The 19,353-nt window shown below is 71.2% G+C and carries 20 protein-coding genes; 10 read left to right on the forward strand and 10 right to left on the reverse strand.

What is annotated here, in order from left to right; all coding sequences use genetic code 11:
- Positions 1 to 22: 22 nt before the first annotated feature.
- Both ACFYNP_RS22865 and ACFYNP_RS22870 read left to right on the forward strand, forming a co-directional pair.
- On the forward strand, positions 23 to 559 hold the full coding sequence (locus ACFYNP_RS22865; RefSeq protein ID WP_388787668.1) for a DinB family protein: 537 nt from the start codon (positions 23 to 25) through the stop codon (positions 557 to 559).
- A 38-nt stretch (positions 560 to 597) separates the two neighbouring features.
- Complete coding sequence (locus ACFYNP_RS22870) at positions 598 to 1,158, forward strand: PadR family transcriptional regulator (RefSeq protein ID WP_388420285.1); 561 nt, start codon at positions 598 to 600, stop codon at positions 1,156 to 1,158.
- 30 nt (positions 1,159 to 1,188) lie between these two features.
- Here the strand turns inward: ACFYNP_RS22870 and ACFYNP_RS22875 are convergent, their stop codons facing one another.
- On the reverse strand, positions 1,189 to 2,619 hold the full coding sequence (locus ACFYNP_RS22875) for a glutamate decarboxylase (protein WP_388420286.1): 1,431 nt from the start codon (positions 2,617 to 2,619) through the stop codon (positions 1,189 to 1,191).
- 46 nt (positions 2,620 to 2,665) lie between these two features.
- The gene (locus tag ACFYNP_RS22880; RefSeq protein ID WP_388420287.1) at positions 2,666 to 3,031 is read right to left on the reverse strand and encodes a YbjQ family protein; all 366 of its coding nucleotides are present in this window, start codon (positions 3,029 to 3,031) and stop codon (positions 2,666 to 2,668) included.
- A 134-nt stretch (positions 3,032 to 3,165) separates the two neighbouring features.
- On the opposite strand from ACFYNP_RS22880, the gene ACFYNP_RS22885 reads away from it, so the two are divergent.
- On the forward strand, positions 3,166 to 3,861 hold the full coding sequence (locus tag ACFYNP_RS22885) for a DedA family protein (RefSeq protein WP_388420288.1): 696 nt from the start codon (positions 3,166 to 3,168) through the stop codon (positions 3,859 to 3,861).
- 63 nt (positions 3,862 to 3,924) lie between these two features.
- On the opposite strand, the gene ACFYNP_RS22890 is transcribed toward ACFYNP_RS22885, so the two are convergent.
- Positions 3,925 to 5,574, reverse strand: coding sequence for a threonine/serine exporter family protein (locus ACFYNP_RS22890; protein WP_388420289.1), 1,650 nt, complete (start codon positions 5,572 to 5,574; stop codon positions 3,925 to 3,927).
- 127 nt (positions 5,575 to 5,701) lie between these two features.
- Positions 5,702 to 6,196 carry an inorganic diphosphatase gene (locus ACFYNP_RS22895; protein WP_100577700.1) on the reverse strand — a complete coding sequence of 165 codons (495 nt, stop codon included), beginning with the start codon at positions 6,194 to 6,196 and terminating at the stop codon, positions 5,702 to 5,704.
- A gap of 132 nt (positions 6,197 to 6,328) precedes the next feature.
- Here ACFYNP_RS22895 and dacB point away from each other — a divergent pair, with 132 nt between their 5' ends.
- The 6 genes from dacB to folE all read left to right on the forward strand — a co-directional run bounded on the left by dacB (position 6,329) and on the right by folE (position 13,780).
- The gene (gene dacB / locus ACFYNP_RS22900) at positions 6,329 to 7,738 is read left to right on the forward strand and encodes a D-alanyl-D-alanine carboxypeptidase/D-alanyl-D-alanine-endopeptidase (protein ID WP_388787670.1); all 1,410 of its coding nucleotides are present in this window, start codon (positions 6,329 to 6,331) and stop codon (positions 7,736 to 7,738) included.
- Between the two features lie 49 nt (positions 7,739 to 7,787).
- Positions 7,788 to 8,924: a zinc-dependent metalloprotease gene (locus tag ACFYNP_RS22905; protein ID WP_385020048.1), complete on the forward strand. Its 1,137-nt coding sequence runs from the start codon at positions 7,788 to 7,790 to the stop codon at positions 8,922 to 8,924.
- Positions 8,925 to 9,142: 218 nt separating this feature from the next.
- Entirely contained in the window at positions 9,143 to 10,213 is a 1,071-nt protein-coding gene (gene tilS / locus ACFYNP_RS22910) for a tRNA lysidine(34) synthetase TilS (RefSeq protein ID WP_388420291.1), read from the forward strand.
- A gap of 76 nt (positions 10,214 to 10,289) precedes the next feature.
- Complete coding sequence (hpt, locus tag ACFYNP_RS22915; protein ID WP_120727895.1) at positions 10,290 to 10,829, forward strand: hypoxanthine phosphoribosyltransferase; 540 nt, start codon at positions 10,290 to 10,292, stop codon at positions 10,827 to 10,829.
- A gap of 200 nt (positions 10,830 to 11,029) precedes the next feature.
- Positions 11,030 to 13,057, forward strand: a complete 2,028-nt coding sequence (ftsH, locus tag ACFYNP_RS22920) for an ATP-dependent zinc metalloprotease FtsH (protein ID WP_388420292.1) — start codon at positions 11,030 to 11,032, stop codon at positions 13,055 to 13,057.
- A gap of 117 nt (positions 13,058 to 13,174) precedes the next feature.
- Positions 13,175 to 13,780, forward strand: a complete 606-nt coding sequence (folE, locus tag ACFYNP_RS22925; RefSeq protein WP_359838918.1) for a GTP cyclohydrolase I FolE — start codon at positions 13,175 to 13,177, stop codon at positions 13,778 to 13,780.
- A gap of 144 nt (positions 13,781 to 13,924) precedes the next feature.
- Here the strand turns inward: folE and ACFYNP_RS22930 are convergent, their stop codons facing one another.
- The 6 genes from ACFYNP_RS22930 to ACFYNP_RS22955 all read right to left on the reverse strand — a co-directional run bounded on the left by ACFYNP_RS22930 (position 13,925) and on the right by ACFYNP_RS22955 (position 17,449).
- Positions 13,925 to 14,404, reverse strand: a complete 480-nt coding sequence (locus ACFYNP_RS22930) for a DUF3180 domain-containing protein (RefSeq protein WP_388420293.1) — start codon at positions 14,402 to 14,404, stop codon at positions 13,925 to 13,927.
- A 49-nt stretch (positions 14,405 to 14,453) separates the two neighbouring features.
- A complete protein-coding gene (gene folK, locus ACFYNP_RS22935; RefSeq protein ID WP_388420294.1) occupies positions 14,454 to 15,068 on the reverse strand; it encodes a 2-amino-4-hydroxy-6-hydroxymethyldihydropteridine diphosphokinase in 615 nt (204 codons plus the stop codon).
- Positions 15,065 to 15,424 (reverse strand): dihydroneopterin aldolase, encoded by a 360-nt coding sequence (gene folB, locus ACFYNP_RS22940; protein ID WP_053731208.1) that lies wholly within the window; start codon positions 15,422 to 15,424, stop codon positions 15,065 to 15,067. Before folB ends, folK begins: the two co-directional genes overlap by 4 nt.
- Before the next feature lie 219 nt (positions 15,425 to 15,643).
- Positions 15,644 to 16,105, reverse strand: a complete 462-nt coding sequence (locus ACFYNP_RS22945; RefSeq protein WP_100577692.1) for a nuclear transport factor 2 family protein — start codon at positions 16,103 to 16,105, stop codon at positions 15,644 to 15,646.
- Entirely contained in the window at positions 16,102 to 16,962 is an 861-nt protein-coding gene (gene folP, locus ACFYNP_RS22950) for a dihydropteroate synthase (protein ID WP_388787674.1), read from the reverse strand. The genes ACFYNP_RS22945 and folP overlap by 4 nt, the downstream gene beginning before the upstream one ends.
- Positions 16,963 to 16,978: 16 nt before the next feature.
- Positions 16,979 to 17,449, reverse strand: coding sequence for a MarR family winged helix-turn-helix transcriptional regulator (locus ACFYNP_RS22955; RefSeq protein WP_388420297.1), 471 nt, complete (start codon positions 17,447 to 17,449; stop codon positions 16,979 to 16,981).
- 174 nt (positions 17,450 to 17,623) lie between these two features.
- Here ACFYNP_RS22955 and ACFYNP_RS22960 point away from each other — a divergent pair, with 174 nt between their 5' ends.
- Positions 17,624 to 19,114, forward strand: a complete 1,491-nt coding sequence (locus ACFYNP_RS22960; protein ID WP_388787676.1) for an MFS transporter — start codon at positions 17,624 to 17,626, stop codon at positions 19,112 to 19,114.
- The last annotated feature ends 239 nt before the right edge of the window (positions 19,115 to 19,353 follow it).

A 19,353-nucleotide genomic window follows, 5' to 3' on the forward strand; every position in this document is an offset into this window, starting at 1 on the left:
CGCGGAAGAAGGCGGTTGGATCATGGTTACTCACGTTCCCTCGGAGACGTACGGCGACGAGCGCGGCGCCCTCATCAACTTCGTGGAGGCCCAGCGCGGCGGGCTGCGCCGGGCGCTCATCGGGCTCACCGACGAGCAGGCCGCGAGCCGCCCCAGCGCGAGCGGGCTGTCCCTGTCCGGGCTGGTCAAGCACGTCGCCGAGACCGAGCTGAACTGGCTGCGGATGGCGCAGCAGCGGCCCAACGACAAGCAGCGCGACCAGTCCAACTGGCACGAGAGCTTCGTGCTGATCGGGGACGAGACCGTCGAGGGCATGCTGGCCTTCTGGGCCGAAGTGGCCGTCGAGACGGAGGAGTTCATCCGCAAGGTGCCCTCCCTCGACGACACGTTCCCGCTGCCCGCGGCACCGTGGTTCCCCAAGGACGGCCGGGTCTCGATGCGCTGGCTGATGATGCACCTCGTCGAGGAGATGGCCCGGCACGCCGGGCACGCGGACATCATCCGCGAGTCGCTCGACGGGAAGACGGCGTTCGAGCTGGTGGCGCTCGCAAACGGCTGACGTCCGCGCGGGAGGGCCGGGGTCATATTCTTGCGGTCATGTCAGCCATCCGACTCCTCGTCCTCGGTTCGGTACGTCAGCACGGCCGGGCGCACGGCTATCAGGTGCGCAACGACTTGGAGTACTGGGGTGCCCACGAGTGGTCCAACGCCAAGCCGGGCTCGATCTACCACGCGCTCAAGCACATGGCGAAGCAGGACGTGCTCCTCGCGCACGAGGTGGCGCCCAGTACGGCGGGCGGGCCGCCGCGCACCGAGTACGAGCTGACGGAGGCGGGGCGGGCGGAGTACTTCCGCCTGCTGCGCGAGGCGCTCGCGTCCTACGACCAGAAGATGGACGTCCTGTCGGCGGCGATCGGCTTCATGGTCGACCTGCCGCGCGCGGAGGTGATCGCGCTGCTGCGGGACCGGCTGGGGAAGCTGGCGGCGTGGCGCGGCTCGGTGACGGAGTACTACGCCCCGGAGGGCGGCCCGGCCCAGCTCGGCCACATCGGCGAGATCATGAACATGTGGGTGCACTCCGCGGATGCGGAGGCGGGGTGGACGCGGGGGCTGATCGCCCGGATCGAGGGCGGGGCGTATGCCTTCAGGGAGGACTGACCCCGCGACCAGCCACGCACGGTGGACGGGTCAGTGGTGGAAGGCCGTGGCTTCGGATTCGGAGCGGCCCAGCGGAGCGGCCTGGCGGCGGAGCTCCGGCAGCAACCGCCCCAGGTCCTCCAGGAGCAGCGCCCCGAGATCGGAGGAGAACCCGTTGCGGCACACCACCCGCAGCACCGACAGGTCCTCCCGGTTCGCCGGAAAGGTGTAGGCCGGCACCAGCCACCCCCGCTCCCGCAGCCGCCGCGACACGTCGAACACGTCGTAACTCCGCACCTCCGGCGCCGTGGTGAAGGCGAACACCGGCAACTCGTCCCCTCGGGTGAGGAGTCGGAAGTCGCCGAGCGCCTCGATCCGCTCCGCGAGCCCGCGCGCGACGTCCCGCGTGGTCTGCTGCACCGCCCGGTAGCCCTCGCGGCCGAGCCGCAGGAACGTGTAGTACTGGGCCACCACCTGAGCCCCGGGCCGCGAGAAGTTCAGCGCGAACGTGGGCATGTCGCCGCCGAGGTAGTTCACCCGGAAGACCAGCTCCTCGGGGAGCTCGGCCGCCGTGCGCCACAGCGCCCAGCCGACCCCGGGGTAGACGAGCCCGTACTTGTGGCCCGAGGTGTTGATGGAGGACACCCGCGGCAGCCGGAAGTCCCACACCAGGTCCTCGTCTAGGAAGGGCGCCACCATCGCCCCGGACGCCCCGTCGACATGGACGGGGATGTCCAGACCCGTACGCTCCTGCAAATCGTCGAGCGCCGAGCACAGTTCGGCGATCGGCTCGTAGGACCCGTCGAAGGTCGAGCCGAGGATGCCGATGACGCCGATCGTGTTCTCGTCGCACAGGGCCGCGGCGGCCTCGGGGTCGAGGTGGAAGCGGTCCCCTTCCATGGGGACCTGCCGCGCCTCGACCTCCCAGAACGTGCAGAACTTCTCCCAGCACACCTGCACGTTCACACCCATGACCAGATTGGGCCGGGCGTCGCGCGAGGGGTAGCGGTCCGCGTTGCGCTTCATCCAGCGCCGCTTGAGCGCCATCCCGGCGAGCATGCACGCCTCGCTCGACCCGGTGGTCGAGCAGCCGACCGCGGTGTTCGGGTCCGGGGCGTGCCACAGGTCGGCGAGCATCGCCACGCACCGCCGCTCCAGCTCGGCGGTGCGCGGGTACTCGTCCTTGTCGATCATGTTCTTGTCCCGGCACTCCGCCATGAGCACCCCGGCCTGCGGTTCCATCCAGGTGGTGACGAAGGTCGCCAGGTTGAGCCGGGCGTTCCCGTCGAGCATCAGCTCGTCGTGCACCACCTGGTACGCGGTCGCGGGGGCCAGCGGCCGGTCGGGCAGCCGGTGCCGGGGCGGCGCGGAGGTCATCGAGCCGACCGGGTCGGCCTCCCCGAAGAAGGGGTTCAGGGCGAGCCGCCCGTACTCCTTCTCGTCGGTGCGGTCCTTCTCGCTGCCGCCTCGGTGCAGTGCCATGGACGGTCAACCACCTTTCGCAGGGCGGGGGTTGGGAGTGGCGCTGTCAGTTGCGGGCCAGGATCACGGCGGTTCCGTACGCGCACACCTCGGTGCCCACGTCCGCCGCCTCCGTCACGTCGAACCGCATCATCAGGACCGCGTTCGCACCCCGTGCCTTCGCCTGTGCCACCAGCCGCTCCATCGCCTGGTTGCGGGTCTCGACCAGCGTCTTGGTCAGGCCCTTCAGCTCGCCGCCGATCATCGACTTGAGGCCGGCGCCGATCTGGCTGCCCAGGTGGCGGGAGCGTACGGTCAGGCCGAAGACCTCTCCGATCACCTGTTGCACGGTGTACCCGGGTACGTCGTTCGTGGTGACCACCAGTACGTCCGACTGCGGAGTCTGGCCGCCGCCGTATTCCTCGATGCCCATCGGGTTCCCCTTCGGTAGCGCTTGTCGGCCCTTCCAGCCTGCCCCTGGAACCTCGCTTTCGCGCGTTACGTTGATAACTTTGGCTGCCGACGGCAGACAGCCCGCCCGACACCCACACCAGGAGCCCGGTACCCGTGACCACCCTTGCCCTCGGACCGAGCTGGCTGGACCCCGACTACCTGTTGCAGACCTTCGGCCTGGTCGGCCTGCTGATCATCGTGTTCGCCGAGTCCGGCCTGCTCATCGGCTTCTTCCTGCCGGGCGACTCGCTCCTGTTCACCACCGGCCTCCTGGTCACCACGGGCAAGCTGGACACCCCGCTGTGGCTGGTGTGCGTCCTGGTGGTCTTCGCCGCGGTCCTCGGGGACCAGGTGGGCTATCTGTTCGGCAAGAAGGTCGGCCCCTCGCTGTTCAGCCGGCCCGACTCGAAGCTCTTCAAGCAGGAGAACGTCGAGAAGGCGCACGAGTTCTTCGAGAAGTACGGCCCCAAGTCGCTGGTCCTGGCCCGCTTCGTGCCGATCGTGCGGACGTTCACGCCGATCATCGCGGGCGTCAGCGGCATGAACTACCGCTCGTTCGTCACCTTCAACGTCATCGGCGGCACCCTGTGGGGCGCGGGTGTCACGCTGCTCGGCGCCGCGCTCGGCAACGTCGAGTTCGTGCACAAGAACATCGAGCTGATCCTGGTCGCGATCGTGCTGATCTCGGTCGTCCCGATCGCCATCGAGTTCCTGCGGGCCCGCTCCAAGGCGAAGAGGAACCCGTCGGCCGAGGGCCCGGGCGGCCCCGGCCAGTCCCCGCAGCGCGGCGGCCGCCACGCCAAGCGGTAGGCCTTCCGCGGGGGAGGGGGCGGGCAGCGCGTTCGGCCGAGCCGGGCGACCCCGTGCGGCGCCTCAGAAGCCTCGGGTGCGCTTCGCGGCCGCGCGGCCCGCGCCGGGGGCCCGGAGGAAGAGCCGGGCGATCTCGTTTCCGAGGTTCACGCCGATCGCGATGGCCAGGGCCAGCGCCGCCGCCTTGGCGAGCGAGGTGACGCCCTGGTTGAGATGGTTCTGGGCGATCGCCAGGACACCGAAGTAGGTGGCGCTACCGGGCAGCAGCGGGCCGATCGCGGCGGTGACGTACAGCAGCGCCGAGGTGTGCCAGTACCGCGAGAGCAGCTGCCCGAACAGGCCGACCAGGCCGGCCGCGATGGCCGTGGCCATGATCGGTGAGCCCTTCGCGGTGACCGCGATCGAGGCGTAGACCACCCAGGCGACACCGCCGTTCGCGGCCACGATCAGGACGGTGGAGCGGTCCTGCTGGAGCAGGACCGCGAAGGTCAGACAGAGCAGGATCGACGCGAGGGTCTGGAGGATCGGCCGGTCGATGGGCTGGAAGGTGCCCTCGGGGTTGAGCTTGGCGTGGAACTGGAGCCCCCCGTACAGGACGGTCAGGACGCCGACGACGATCGCGACGAAGAAGTACCCGACTTCGAGCAGCCGGGCCGCCGCGGTGACGTAGAAGCCGGTCAGACCGTCCTGGACGGCCGCCACCAGGGCCCGTCCGGGGATCAGGGCGAACAGGCCACCGGTGATGACCGCGGGCGCGCTGAGATCCCACTGGAGCAGGCTGAGCGCCACGCCCATCGCGGCGGGCGGCATCGCGGCCACGGCGAACTGGTAGAACTCCGGCAGCCCGCGGGACGCGCACAGCCAGGCGAGCCGGTCGCCGAGCACCGCGCCGACCGCCGCCACCATGAAGACCGTGATGCCGCCGCCGAGCAGCACGGAGGCCGCGCCGGCGAGCAGCCCGCAGGCCGTAGTGAGGGCCCAGCCCGGGTAGGGGTGGCGGTTGCGGCGGATCTCCGCGAGGCGCCGGTAGGCCTCTTCGAGGGAGACCTCGTGGTCCTCGCTGGTCATGTCCGTGACGAGCCGGTGCACGGCCGCCAGACGGGTGTAGTCGGTGCCGCGGCGGCGCACGGTGCGGTTGGCCGTCACCGGGTCGTCCACGAGCGAGGGCTGGTGGGTGATGGCCAGCATGGTGAAGGTGACCGTCGGCTCGCAGCGGTCCAGGCCGTAGCTGCGGCAGATCGCGAACATCGCGGCCTCGACGTCCTCGGCGCCCTCGCCGCCCGCGAGCAGCAGCTCGCCGATACGCAGCACCAGGTCGAGGACGCGGGGCACCGCGGGGCCGGTGTCGTCGTGCTTCTGGATCGGCTCGGCCACCGGCCGGTCGCCGACCGGCATGCGCAGCATGGTGCGCATCCGGTCCTGCCAGGGCGCGTCCTTGGACAGCCGCACTAGCGGCATGGACCCGGTGGTGGCCATCGGGTTCGGCTCGCGCGCGGTGTAGGCGCTGGGCGTGGTGAACGCGGAGGCCGGCTGATCGGCGGGCGCCTCGACCACCGGGGTGGCGAGCCCGGCGGGCAGCGCGAACTCGGAGGTCGGCGACTCCTCCTCGGGCACCTGCGGCTGCTCCACGCCCTCGGGAGGCGTGAAGGCGCTGCGGGCTTCGTCGGACTGGGGCTTGCGGTCCTCGACCACATCCTGCTGCTCGGCCACCACTGATCCCTCGCCTCCCTCCGGCCGCTTGCGTGCGCCTGCCCAGTATGTGGGCCGTCATGACCGGAGACGACTGCGGGCGGCCCACCCCGGAGGTGAGCCGCCCGCAGTCGTTACGGAAGTACGCGCGTCAGTGCGCGCCACCCTGCGCCTCAAGGCGCTTGTAGGACGCCTCGACCTCGGCCTCGGCCTCGACGCGGCCGACCCAGTCGGCGCCCTCGACGGACTTGCCGGGCTCCAGGTCCTTGTAGACCTCGAAGAAGTGCTGGATCTCCAGGCGGTCGAACTCGGAGACGTGGTGGATGTCGCGCAGGTGCTCGACACGCGGGTCGGACGCCGGGACGCACAGCAGCTTGTCGTCGCCGCCGGCCTCGTCGGTCATCCGGAACATGCCGATGGCGCGGCACTTGATGACGCAGCCCGGGAAGGTCGGCTCGTCGAGCAGGACCAGGGCGTCCAGCGGGTCGCCGTCCTCGCCGAGGGTGTTCTCGACGAAGCCGTAGTCGGCCGGGTAGCTGGTCGAGGTGAAGAGTCGACGGTCCAGGCGGATCCGGCCGGTCTCGTGGTCGACCTCGTACTTGTTCCGCGATCCCTTCGGGATCTCGATGGTGACGTCGAACTCCACGGGTGGCTCTCCTCCATGATCAGCACATGCATTGGACGGGGCTGCGTCGCCGCCGTGTTCCGGGCTGGACGCAGTTCTGGTGATTAAGTGTCCCTCACGCAGGTGTGTGATCGCGAAAGGGGCTGGTCTCCGGTGCCGGGACCCAAGACATGGCAGCTCACAGCAGGTGCGGCGGCGGTCGGCCTGGCACTGTCGGCCGGAGCCGTGGCCCTCGCCGGACCGTGGGACTCAGGCCAGCGTACGGCCGAGCGGGTACGGGCCGCATCGCGGGCGGCCGGGGGTGGCGCACATCACCAGCGCCCCACGGATCCGGACGCTCCGGCTCCGGCCCCGAGCGCGCCCGGCGTCCTCGCGGCCCTCGGCGTCCCCGGCGGCGCCCCCGTTCCGGCCGCCCTGCCCGCGGCCCTCGCCCCGCTGCTCGGCGACCCGGCGCTCGGGGCGCAGCCGGCGGCCTCGGTCGTCGACACCGCGACCGGCCAGGAGCTGTACGCCTCGCGCCCGGACGCGGCCATGACGCCGGCCTCCACCATCAAGATCGCCACCGCGGCCGCGGCCCTCACCGCGCTCCCGGCGGACCGCCGCTTCGCGACCACCGTGGTCGCCCCCGAGCAGGGGAGCGCGCTCACGCTCGTCGGGGGCGGCGACCCCACCCTGGACACGGCCCGGCTGACCGCGCTCGCCGACGGCACCGCCCGCGCGCTGCGGGCCCGCTCCCTCGACCACGTACAACTGGCTTACGACGCCTCGCTGTTCAGCGGGCCCTCGGTGCATCCGATCGGGCCCAACGAGAACCTGGCACCGGTCGTCGCCCTCATGACGGACGAGGGGCGCGTCGGAGGCGCGGGCGCCTCGGACGGCGGGCCCGCCGCGCGCACCGCGGACCCCGCGGGCGACACCGCCCGGGCCTTCGCCCGGCTGCTGCGGGACCGCGGCGTGCGGGTCGACGACCCGGTGGCGGGCGCCAGGCCCGCCGGGGCGAAGGAACTGGCGAGCACGCTGTCGGCGCCGCTGCCCGATGTCGTCGAGCGGATGCTGACCAACAGCGACAACGACATCGCCGAGGCCCTGAACCGCCAGACGGCGATCGCCACCGGCAGGCCCGCGAGCTTCGACGGGGGCGCCGAGGCCGTGGCCGACCGGCTCGGCAAGCTCCAACTCCCGCTCACCGGAAGCGTGTTCACGGACGGCAGCGGGCTCAACCGCGCCGACAAGGTCACCGCGGGTCTGCTGACCCGGCTGCTCGCCAGGGCCGCGGACCCGGCCCGCCCCGAACTGCGCCCGATCCTCACCGGCCTGCCGGTCGCCGGTTTCACCGGCACCCTCAGCGCCCGCTACGGCTCCGCCTCCGCCGCGACCGGCCTGGTCCGGGCGAAGACCGGCACCCTGGGCGGCGCCGGGGTCAACACCCTGGCCGGCACGGTCGTGGACGCGGGCGGCCGCCTCCTGGCGTTCGCCTTCCTGTCCGCCGGCACGCCCGGCGCCGACCCCGCCCCCGCGCAGCGGGCCCTGGACCGGCTCGCCACCCGGCTCACCGCGCACTGACGGGTGCCGACCGGGTTCCCTCACGGTGTCGACCACGTACGGTTGACGCATGACTGGCATCGGCGGTGCAGGTACCTCTGGGATGGTCGACTGGAACCTCGCGGTCGCGACCGCGACCCGACTGGTGCGGCCGGGCCCCGACGTGAGCCGCGACGAGGCACGTGAGATCGTCGCCGAGCTCCGTCGGCACGCCAAGGCCGCCGAAGAACACGTACGGGCGTTCACCCGGATGATCCCGGAGGGCGTCGAACCCGAGGACACCCCGGTCCTGGTCGTCGACCGGGCCGGCTGGGTGAAGGCCAACGTGGCCGGCTTCCGCGAGGTGCTGCGGCCGCTGCTCGACAAGATGCAGGAGCGCCGCGGCAACAGCCCCGGCGGGGCCGTGCTCGGCGCGGTCGGCGGCAAGGTCACCGGCGTCGAGCTGGGCGCGCTGCTCAGCTTCCTGTCCTCGCGGGTCCTCGGCCAGTACGAGACCTTCGCGCCCCCGAGCCGTGACCTGCCCTCGGCCCCCGGCGGCGGCGGGCGGCTGCTGCTCGTCGCGCCCAACATCGTCCACGTGGAGCGCGAACTCGACGTCGCCCCGCACGACTTCAGGCTCTGGGTGTGCCTCCACGAGGAGACCCACCGCACCCAGTTCACGGCCGTGCCCTGGCTGCGCGACCACCTGGAGAGCGAGATCCAGTCATTCCTCGACCAGACCGAGGTCGATCCCATGACCGTCCTGGAGCGGCTGCGCGAGGCCGCCCAGTCGCTCGCGGGCGGCCGTCCGGAGGGCGAGGAGGACGAGGGCCGCTCCCTGGTCGAGCTGGTGCAGACGCCGGCCCAGCGCGAGATCCTCGGCCGGCTGACAGCGGTGATGTCCCTCCTGGAGGGGCACGCCGACTACGTCATGGACGGGGTCGGGCCGCAGGTCGTGCCCTCGGTGGGGGAGATCCGCGAGAAGTTCCAGCAGCGCAGGGCCAAGGGCGCCTCCCGGCTCGACATGGCGCTGCGCAAGCTCCTCGGCCTCGACGCCAAGCTGCGCCAGTACCGCGACGGCGAGCGCTTCGTGCGGGCCGTGGTGGAGGAGGTGGGCATGGACGGCTTCAACCGGGTGTGGACCTCGCCGAACACGCTTCCGACGAAGTCCGAGATCGCGGCGCCCGCGGACTGGGTCGCCCGGGTCCACCGCCGCGCCGAGTCCTGACCCGAAAGCCGCCGGTGGGCGGGTGTCAACGCGGGAATCACCCATCCGAGGGACCGTGGGGCATGGGTAGGCGTGCAATGCTCGGGTAACGGCTCTGTTCTGTCACCATCTACGCACTCTGTGTGACGGAACAGCCCCGGTCGTCACCCCGCTCCTCCGATCCCCCCGCTTCCTCTCCGCGCCGAGGCACCCCCCAACTTCACCGAAGGGCACCGGACATGGGTCCCCATCCTGCGGTCGCAGCGATACGCCTGGCGGTTCGCCGCGTACTCCACGACGTACTGAACGAACACTCCCGCGACCACGAGGCCGTCGCCACCGCCGTGACCGCGGGGGCCCCCGCCGGTCCCGGGACCGGCGGCCGCAGCACCGCGCCCGAGCCCCTCGTGCTCGTGGCCTGCTCGGGCGGCGCCGACTCCATGGCGCTCGCCTCCGCCCTCGCCTTCGAATCCCGCAAGCTCTCGCTGCGCGCCGGCGGCATCACCGTCGACCACGGCCTCCAGCACGGCTCCGACCTGCGCGCCGCCGAGGTCGTCTCCCGCATGACCGGCCTGGGCCTGGACCCCGCCGAGGCCGTCGCCGTGCACGTGGGCCGCGAGGGCGGGCCCGAGGCCGCCGCCCGGGACGCCCGCTACGCCGCCCTGGACGATGCCGCCGAGCGCCACGGCGCCGCCGCGGTCCTGCTCGGCCACACCCGCGACGACCAGGCCGAGACCGTGCTCCTCGGCCTCGCCCGCGGCTCCGGCACGCGCTCCCTGTCCGGCATGGCCGCCGTCTCGGGGGCGGCCGGCCGCTACCGGCGCCCCTTCCTGGAGATCGACCGCCAGACCGCCCGCAAGGCCTGCATGGTGCAGTCGCTGCCGGTCTGGGACGACCCGCACAACGCCGACCCCGCCTACACCCGCTCCCGGCTGCGCCAGGAGGGGCTGCCCGCGCTGGAGAAGGCGCTCGGCAAGGGCGTCGTCGAGGCCCTGGCCCGCACCGCCCAGCTCTCCCGCGACGACGCCGACGCCCTGGACGCCTGGGCCCTCCAGGCCGAGGCGACCGTGCGGGACGACAGCGGGCTCCTGGAGTGCGCGAAGCTCTACGCGCTGCCGCCCGCCGTGCGCCGCCGCATCGTGCGCCGGGAGGTCATCGGGGCGGGCGCGCCCGCCGGTTCGCTCTTCGCCCGCCATGTGGAGGAGGTCGACAAGCTGATCACCAGCTGGCGCGGCCAGCGGGCCATCAATCTCCCGGGCCGCGTCGTCGCCCGTCGGCAGGGTGGCAGACTGGTCATTCGGCAGAGCTGAGCTCACGCACGTAACTCGGCTCCCGCACGGACCAACCGAACCCCCCAAGAAAGCGGCCCGGGTGAACGAGAAGGACATGGGCACCGACCTCCAGTCGGTGCTCATCACCAAGGAAGAGATCGACGCGAAGCTGGCGGAGCTGGCCGGGAAGATCGACGCGGAGTACGCGGGCAAGGACCTGCTCCTCGTCGGCGTTCTCAAGGGCGCCGTCATGGTCATGGCGGATCTGGCCCGCGCGCTGTCCACCCCGGTCACCATGGACTGGATGGCCGTCTCCTCGTACGGTGCGGGCACCCAGTCCTCCGGCGTCGTGCGGATCCTCAAGGACCTGGACACCGACATCAAGGGCAAGCACGTCCTGATCGTCGAGGACATCATCGACTCGGGCCTGACCCTGTCGTGGCTCCTTTCCAACCTCGGATCGCGCGAGCCCGCCTCGCTGGAGGTCTGCACGCTGCTCCGTAAGCCGGATGCCGCAAAGGTCGCGATCGACGTGAAGTGGATCGGTTTCGACATTCCGAATGAATTCGTCGTCGGTTACGGCCTCGACTACGCCGAGAAGTACCGCAATCTCCCCTTTGTCGGCACGCTCGCGCCGCACGTGTACGGCGGCTGACGCAACCCGGGCCGTTCGGGGAACCACAGCCCGCCTCCCGCCGTTGGAGCAGGGGAAGGACCCTTTCACCCGTACCGTGCGACCACGGGTGACAATGCTGGGGTACCGTCCGAAGAACAGTCTTTACACACAGTCTTAGTCACACTCACAGCAGCATTTACCTACGGGCAGGAGGGACGGGGCGTTCTCGCTCCGTATGGATGGACGTGAAGCGATACTTCCGTGGGCCGGTCATGTGGATCGTGCTGGCCGTCCTCGCCGTGGTCGTGTTGATGCAGGTCGTCGGCTCGTCGGGCGGCTACAAGACGGTCGACACATCCGATGTCGTACAGGCGATCAACAACAAGCAGGTCGAACAGGCCAAGATCACCACTGGTGACAGTCAGGTCATCAAGATCGACCTGAAGGACGGCCAGAAGGTCAAGGGCAGCAGCAAGGTTCAGGCCAACTACATCGGTGACGCCCAGGCGACCGACATGGCCAACCAGCTCCAGACCGGAGTGAAGGGCGGTGACATCCCGAAGGGGTACACCGTCTCGCCCGACAAGCAGAACCCGTTCCTCGGGATCCTGCTGTCCCTGCTCCCCTTCGTCCTCATCGTCGTGGTCTTCCTGTTCCTGATGAACCAGATGCAGGGCGGCGGCTCCCGAGTCATGAACTTCGGGAAGTCCAAGGCCAAGCTCATCACCAAGGACACCCCGAAGACGACCTTCGCCGACGTGGCCGGGTCCGACGAGGCCGTCGAGGAGCTCCACGAGATCAAGGAGTTCCTCCAGGAGCCGGCGAAGTTCCAGGCCGTCGGCGCCAAGATCCCCAAGGGTGTGCTGCTGTACGGCCCGCCCGGTACGGGCAAGACGCTGCTCGCCCGCGCCGTCGCGGGTGAGGCCGGCGTTCCCTTCTACTCGATCTCGGGTTCCGACTTCGTCGAGATGTTCGTCGGTGTCGGCGCCTCGCGCGTGCGTGACCTCTTCGAGCAGGCCAAGGCGAACGCCCCGGCGATCGTCTTCGTGGACGAGATCGACGCCGTGGGCCGGCACCGCGGTGCGGGTCTCGGCGGCGGTCACGACGAGCGCGAGCAGACGCTCAACCAGCTGCTCGTCGAGATGGACGGCTTCGACGTGAAGGGCGGCGTCATCCTGATCGCCGCCACCAACCGGCCCGACATCCTCGACCCGGCGCTGCTGCGCCCCGGCCGCTTCGACCGCCAGATCGCGGTCGACCGCCCGGACATGCAGGGCCGTCTGGAGATCCTCAAGGTCCACCAGAAGGGCAAGCCGGTCGCCCCGGACGTCGACCTGTCGGCCGTCGCCCGTCGTACCCCCGGCTTCACCGGCGCCGACCTGGCGAACGTGCTGAACGAGGCGGCGCTCCTAACGGCGCGCAGCGACAAGAAGCTGGTCGACAACCACGCCCTCGACGAGGCGATCGACCGCGTCGTGGCGGGTCCGCAGAAGCGGACGCGGATCATGTCCGAGAAGGAAAAGAAGATCACCGCGTACCACGAGGGCGGTCACGCCCTGGTCGCCGCGGCTTCCCCCAACTCGGACCCGGTCCACAAGATCACCATCCTGTCGCGCGGCCGGGCCCTGGGTTACACCATGGTTCTGCCGGACGAGGACAAGTACTCGACCACCCGCAACGAAATGCTCGACCAGCTGGCGTACATGCTGGGCGGGCGCGCGGCCGAGGAGCTCGTCTTCCACGACCCGACGACGGGCGCGGCCAACGACATCGAGAAGGCCACGGCCACCGCGCGAGCGATGGTCACGCAGTACGGCATGACCGAGCGTCTGGGCGCGATCAAGTTCGGCGGCGACAACACCGAGCCGTTCCTGGGCCGGGAGATGGCGCACCAGCGCGACTACTCGGAAGAGGTCGCGGCGCTCGTCGACGAAGAGGTCAAGAAGCTCATCGAGACGGCGCACAACGAGGCCTGGGAGATCCTGGTCGAGAACCGCGACATCCTCGACAACCTGGTCCTCCAGCTCCTGGAGAAGGAGACGCTGGGCAAGGAGCAGATCGCCGAGGTCTTCTCCGGCATCGTCAAGCGTCCGGCCCGTCCGGCCTGGACCGGCTCCTCGCGGCGTACGCCGTCGACGAGGCCGCCGGTGCTCTCGCCCAAGGAGCTGGCGCTCACCAACGGCGCCACCACCAGCACCAACGGCTCCACGCCCCTGGAGACGCCGACGGAGGCCGTCCCGGCCCCCGAGGACCGTCCCGAGAGCTGAGCACCGGGGGCCGCCCCGGCCCCGGAATGCACACCGCGCCCCCCAGGTTCTAGCCTGTGGGGGCGCGGGTGTTTTCCGGCCACGCGCATGGATTGACAGTCGAGGAACGAGGCACAGATGACCGACCCGGTGACGCTGGACGGCGAGGCCAAGATCGGTGAGTTCGACGAGAAGCGGGCCGAGAACGCGGTGCGCGAGCTCCTCATAGCCGTCGGCGAGGATCCGGACCGCGAGGGCCTCCAGGAGACGCCGGCGCGCGTGGCGCGGGCCTACCGGGAGATCCTGGCGGGTCTGCGGCAGACGCCCGAGGAGGTCCTGACCACGACCTTCGACCTCGGTCACGACGAGATGGTCCTGGTGAAGGACATCGAGATCGTCTCCCTGTGCGAGCACCATCTGCTGCCGTTCCACGGGGTGGCCCACGTCGGCTACATCCCCGCCGAGTCCGGCAAGATCACCGGTCTGTCGAAGCTGGCCCGCCTGGTGGACGTGTTCGCCCGCAGGCCCCAGGTGCAGGAGCGCCTCACGACCCAGGTGGCGGACTCGCTGATGCGCATCCTCGACGCGCGCGGCGCCATCGTGGTGATCGAGGCCGAGCACATGTGCATGTCGGTGCGCGGCATACGCAAGCCCGGCGCGAAGACGACGACGTCGGCGGTGCGCGGCCAGCTCCGTGACCCGGCGACGCGCAGCGAGGCGATGAGCCTGATCATGGCGCGCTGAACCGCAGGAGGACGGCCCGCTGGGCCGGATGACATCGGACGGCCCCGCACCCGCTGCCTCGGCAGGGGTACGGGGCCGTCCGGCGTTGCTTGGTGACGGTGCGTCAGATGATGAGTGGCTGACGGTATGTCAGGTGATGGCGCCTCAGGTGACCGGTGCCGTGCTGTCGTCCTCGTCGTCGGGCAGCTTGCAGACGCGCTCCAGGAACAGCGCGGCGGCCACCACCGCGATGCCGGCGAGGACCGAGAAGCCGGCGTAGATCGCCTGGTCGCGGCGGGCCGGGACGTCGAGGTAGCTGAGCAGATAGACGCCCGTGCCGCCGTACATCCCGCACACCAGGGCCGCGACCAGGGCGCTGGCCTGGCCGAAGACCACCGCGCGGGCCGCCATCAGGGGCTCCACGCCCTTGGCGCCCGGGCGGCGCTCGCGCTGGGCCCGCAGCCTGGCCCGGATGGACAGGCCGGTCGCCAGCAGGACGACGGCGATCACGCCGAGCACGATGGGCGCCGCGAGCGGCACGCTCGGCAGGGTGGAGACCGAGTCCCACAGCCGGGCGCCCGCCCAGGAGAGCACCCCGGCGATGACGAACAACCCGGCCAGCACGCCCAGGCGCAGTTGCTTCACGGAGTAGGGCCCTTCGCGTCTTGAGTGATCGACCTCAGAAGCGTAACGACTACTCGGGCAGGCGGAGTTCCAGATCGGCGCGCGGCTGTACGCCGACGCGGCCGACGCCGGTCAGCAGGTCGGCGATCGCGCCGTGGCCGGGCAGCTGGGCCTCGGGGTCCACGTCGAGCCACGGGGCGAGCACGAAGGCGCGCTCGTGGGCGCGGGGGTGGGGCAGCGTGAGGACCGGGTCGTCGGAGACGACGTCGGCGTACGCGACGATGTCGACGTCGATGGTGCGCGGGCCCCAGCGCTCGTCGCGAACGCGGTCGTAGGCCTCTTCGATGGCGTGGCCGCGCTCCAGGAGCGAGGCCGGGGGCAGGGTCGTCTTCACGACGACGACCGCGTTGAAGTACGAGGGCTGGGAGCCGGGGTCGACGCCCCAGGGCTCGGTCTCGTACACCGGCGAGACCGCTTTGACGCGCAGGCCCGGGGTGTCCTCCAGGGCGTCGATGGCGCCCTGGAGCGTCTCCAGGCGGTTGCCCAGGTTGGACCCGAGGGCGATGACCGCGCGGCGCGGGTTGGAGAGCGTGACGTCCGCCGCGTCCACCTGCTCGACCACGGAGGCGGGTACCGGCTGTACGGTCGGGTCGCTCTGCGCGGCCCCCTGCGAGAACACGGTCATACTCGGCTCCGGGTGATCGTGATGGTCACGTCGTCGAACGGGACGGTGATCGGCGCGTCGGGCTTGTGGACGACCACCTCCACCTCCTGGACCCCTTCGTGCTTGAGGCACTGCTGGGCGATCCGCTCGGCGAGCGTCTCGATCAGGTCGACGGGCTCGCCCTGGACGACGTCCACGACCTCCTCGGCCACCACGCCGTAGTGCACGGTCTTCGCCAGGTCGTCGTCGGCCGCCGCGAGGCGGGTGTCGAGGCCGAGCACCAGGTCCACGATGAAGGTCTGGCCCTCTTCGCGTTCCCGGGGGAAGACGCCATGGTGCCCACGGGCCTTGAGGCCGCGCAGCGCGACACGATCCACGCGAATCACTCCTGCTGTCGTTGGTCAGACGGGCATGCGGCCGCGTGCGGGCGGCACGGTGCCCACATTCGAATCTACCTGCGGGCACTGACACTGCTCGCCCACGGGGGCTATGGACAGATCCAGACAGGCCTGGTAGCCGCCCCTACCCGATGGCTCCGGGTTCAATCCCCCGAGGCTTCGGGTTCAACCCTCCGAAGTCCCCAAACCTGCCCGGATTCAGTCCTCTTCCGGCTCGTCGTCGCCCGATTCGGCCAGTACCGGCGAACCGTGGTGGGACCACAGCCGCCAGCCCTCGGATGTGCGGCGGAACACATTGGTGGCGACCACGAGCTGGCCCACGAGCGGGCCCAGTTCGCCGCTCTCCTCGGCCGGGCCGCCGCTGAGGATGTTCTCGGTGCAGGTGACCAGCGCGGTCTCGCCGAGGATGACGACCTTGACATCGGTCAGGAAGAACTGGATGTACTCCGTGTTCGCCATGATCAGGGCGTACGAGCGGAGCACCTCGCCGCGCCCGGAGAGCACCGGCCAGCCCGGGTGGACGCAGGAGATCCCGGTGTCGCCCGCCTCGGTGGCGTCCAGCCACAGGGCGGACAGCTCGTCGAAGTCGCCCCGCTCCAGGGTCTCGTAGAACGCGGTGTTGGCACGCTCGACCGCCTCGCTCTCGGTGCGCGGGCTCACCGGGCTCCCTCGACGGCGCGTGCCACACGGACGGCGTCGGCGGTGGCCCGCACCTCGTGGACGCGGACCGCCCACGCGCCCTCGTGGGCGGCGATGGCGGAGACGGCGGCGGTGGCCGCGTCGCGCTCGCGGGCGGGCGGAGGGGCGCCCTCGTGGCCGGCCAGGACGCGGCCGAGGAAGCGCTTGCGGGAGGCGGCGACCAGGACCGGGCGGCCGAGCGCGCGCAGTTCGGCGAGGTGGGCGACGAGCGCGAGGTCGTGGTCGGCCTGCTTGGCGAAGCCGAGGCCGGGGTCGATGACGAGCCGCTCGGGGGCGATGCCGCCCTCGATGACGGCCTCCATACGGGCGCGGAGCTCCGAGACGACCTCGGCCACCACGTCGTCGTACACCGCGCGGGCGTTCATGTCCTGGCTGAAGCCGCGCCAGTGCATGACGACGAAGGGGGCGCCGGTGGCGGCGACGGCGGGGATCATCGCGGGGTCGGCGAGACCGCCGCTGACGTCGTTGACCAGGACCGCGCCGGCGGCGATCGCCCGCTCGGCGACCCGGGCGCGCATGGTGTCGACGGAGACGGTGACGCCCTCGGCGGCCAGCCCCCGTACGACGGGGATGACGCGGCGCAGCTCCTCGCCCTCGTCCACGCGGGAGGCGCCGGGGCGGGTGGACTCGCCGCCGACGTCGACGAGGTCGGCGCCCGCCGTGACGAGGTCGAGGCCGTGCTTGACCGCGGTGGAGGTGTCGAACCACCTGCCGCCGTCGGAGAAGGAGTCGGGCGTCACGTTGACCACGCCCATGACAGCGCAGCGGTCCCACTCGGGCAGGCCTTCGACGGACCCCCGCCCGTTCCACTTACTCATACGTCAAGCGTAGGCGTCACCCGGACGTTCCCGGACCACGCTCGGAGGTGGCGAAAAGACGCTGGAGGAGATCGTGCAGGGCGACCCGGTCGGCGTCGGGAAGCCCGTCCAGGGCGGAGTGGGTGGCGAGCATGCCGGTGCGGACGGTCTCCACGGTGCGTACGCCCGCGTCGGTCAGGACGACGTTCTTGACGCGGCGGTCGGTGGGGCTCGGCTCGCGGCGCACGAGGGCCCGGGCCTCCAGGCGGTCGATGATTCCGGTCACGTTGGAGGCGTCGCAGTGCAGCGTGGTGGCGAGCGAGCGCATGGAGGCGGGGCCCCGGCGCAGCACGGTCAGGGTCTTGGCCTGGCTGGACGTGAGGCCCTCGTCGGCGGCGGCCGAGGTGAAGTCGCCGTAGAAGCCGGCCAGGGAGTCCCAGATGGCGTCCATGAGCGCGGCGTTGCTGACGGCTTTGCTGACCGCGGTCGGGCGGCTGGTTCCTGGCATGGCGCCCACTGTACCCGCGGGCCGGGCGAAACTTGACTACCTCAACCTTCGACGTTTACCTTCATTCAGTTGCTTGAGGTAATCAAGCTTCCATGTGTTCAAGTACCTGCTCCTGAGTCCCCCGAGTGCCCCTGAGCACTCGGGAGTGCTTACTCCTGCCGTACGGAAGAAGAAGTGACCACTAACCAACGCCCCAGCGGCGGTACCGGGCTCGTCCTGGTCCTCGGCCTTGCCGCCATGGTCGTCTCGATGATGCAGACCCTGGTCGTGCCGATCCTCGGGATCATCCAGAACGACCTCGGCACCACCACCTCGGGCGTCAGCTGGGTCACCACCGCGACCCTGCTCTCGGCGGCCGTCTTCACCCCGCTGCTCGGCCGCTTCGGCGACATGCACGGCAAGAAGCCGACGCTGATCGGGGTGCTCGTGGTCATGGTCGTGGGCTCCGTGCTCGCCGCCACCACCAGCTCGCTCGTCCTGCTGATCATCGGCCGGGTGCTCCAGGGCGCGGCCACCGCGATCTTCCCGCTGGCCCTCTCCGTCCTGCGCGAGGAGATACCGCCGCAGAAGCTGCACGGCGCGATGGCGCTGGTCAGCGGCACGCTCGCGTTCGGCAGCGGGCTCGCGCTCGTCGGTGCCGGGCTGCTCACGCAGGGCTCGAACCCCGACTACCACCGGGTGTTCTGGCTCGCCGTGATCCTCGCCGTCCTCGCCCTGGTCGCGGTCATCGTCGTCGTGCCGGCCTCCCGCAGCAAGACGGGCGGACGCACCGACGTGCTCGGCGCGGCCACCCTGGCCGCCTTCCTCGTGCTGCTCCTGCTGCCCATCTCGCAGGGACACGAGTGGGGCTGGTCCTCCGGCCGTACGATCGGGCTCTTCGTCGGCGCGGTCGTGATGGCCGGGGTGTGGGTCCTGGTCGAGCGCAAGGTCGCGGCGCCCATGGTCGACATGCGGATGTTCGCGCACCGGCCGGTGCTCTTCACGAACCTGGCCGGGCTGCTGCTCGGCTTCGCGATGTTCTCCCAGTTCATCGGCGTCTCGTACCTGGTGCAGATGCCGGACCGGCTCACCGGGTACGGCTTCTCCGCCTCGGTGCTGCGGGCCTCCGTCGAGTACCTGCTGCCGACCACGCTGGTCTCGCTGGTCGCGGCGCCGCTCGGCGGGCAGCTGGTCGGACGGATCGGGGCGCGCTTCACGCTCGCGGCGGGTGCCGCCTTCGGCGTGCTCGGCTTCGCCTGGCTGACCGGGGCGCACGACTCGACGGCGTCCGTGATCATGGCGGGCATGCTGATCGGGGCGGCGATCAGCTTCGGGTACGCGGCGATGCCGGCGCTCATCGTGGCGAGTGTCCCGCACCACCAGACGGGGATCGCGAACGGGATCAACTCGATCTCGCGGTCGGTCGGTTCCGCGATCGCCAGCGCGGTGATCACGTCGCTGCTCGCCTCGAAGGTGCTGTCCGGCCTGCCGGCCGGGGTGCCTCCGCTGCCGGCGGAGAGCCAGTTCACGCTCAGCTTCGCGCTGGCCGGGGTCGCGTTCGTGCTCGTGGTGGGGGTAGCTCTGGTGGGGTTGTCCTCCGACGGGTTGCGTGGGCGGCGGGTCACGGCGTCCTCGGAGTCCCCGGACCCGGACCCGGACCCGGAGCCCGAGCTCCAGCGGGCCTGACCCTCGGGTGCCGGCCCCTCGGGTGCCGGCCCCCGCGCCCCCTGGGCTCCGCCCCGGGGGGTTTGCCCACCCGCCCGCCCGTGCGGCCGGGTTGATGGGTTCAGCCCCTGGGGCTGCGCCCCAGACCCCCTGAGGGGCTGCGCCCCTCGGACCCCCGCAGGGGGCTGCGCCCCCTGCACCCCCGTTCGGGGCTCCGCCCCGGACCCCGTATCGCGCCTTAAGGGCGCTCGTCCTCAATC

It is taken from the genome of Streptomyces sp. NPDC006691 (assembly GCF_042869955.1).
Classification (GTDB): domain Bacteria; phylum Actinomycetota; class Actinomycetes; order Streptomycetales; family Streptomycetaceae; genus Streptomyces.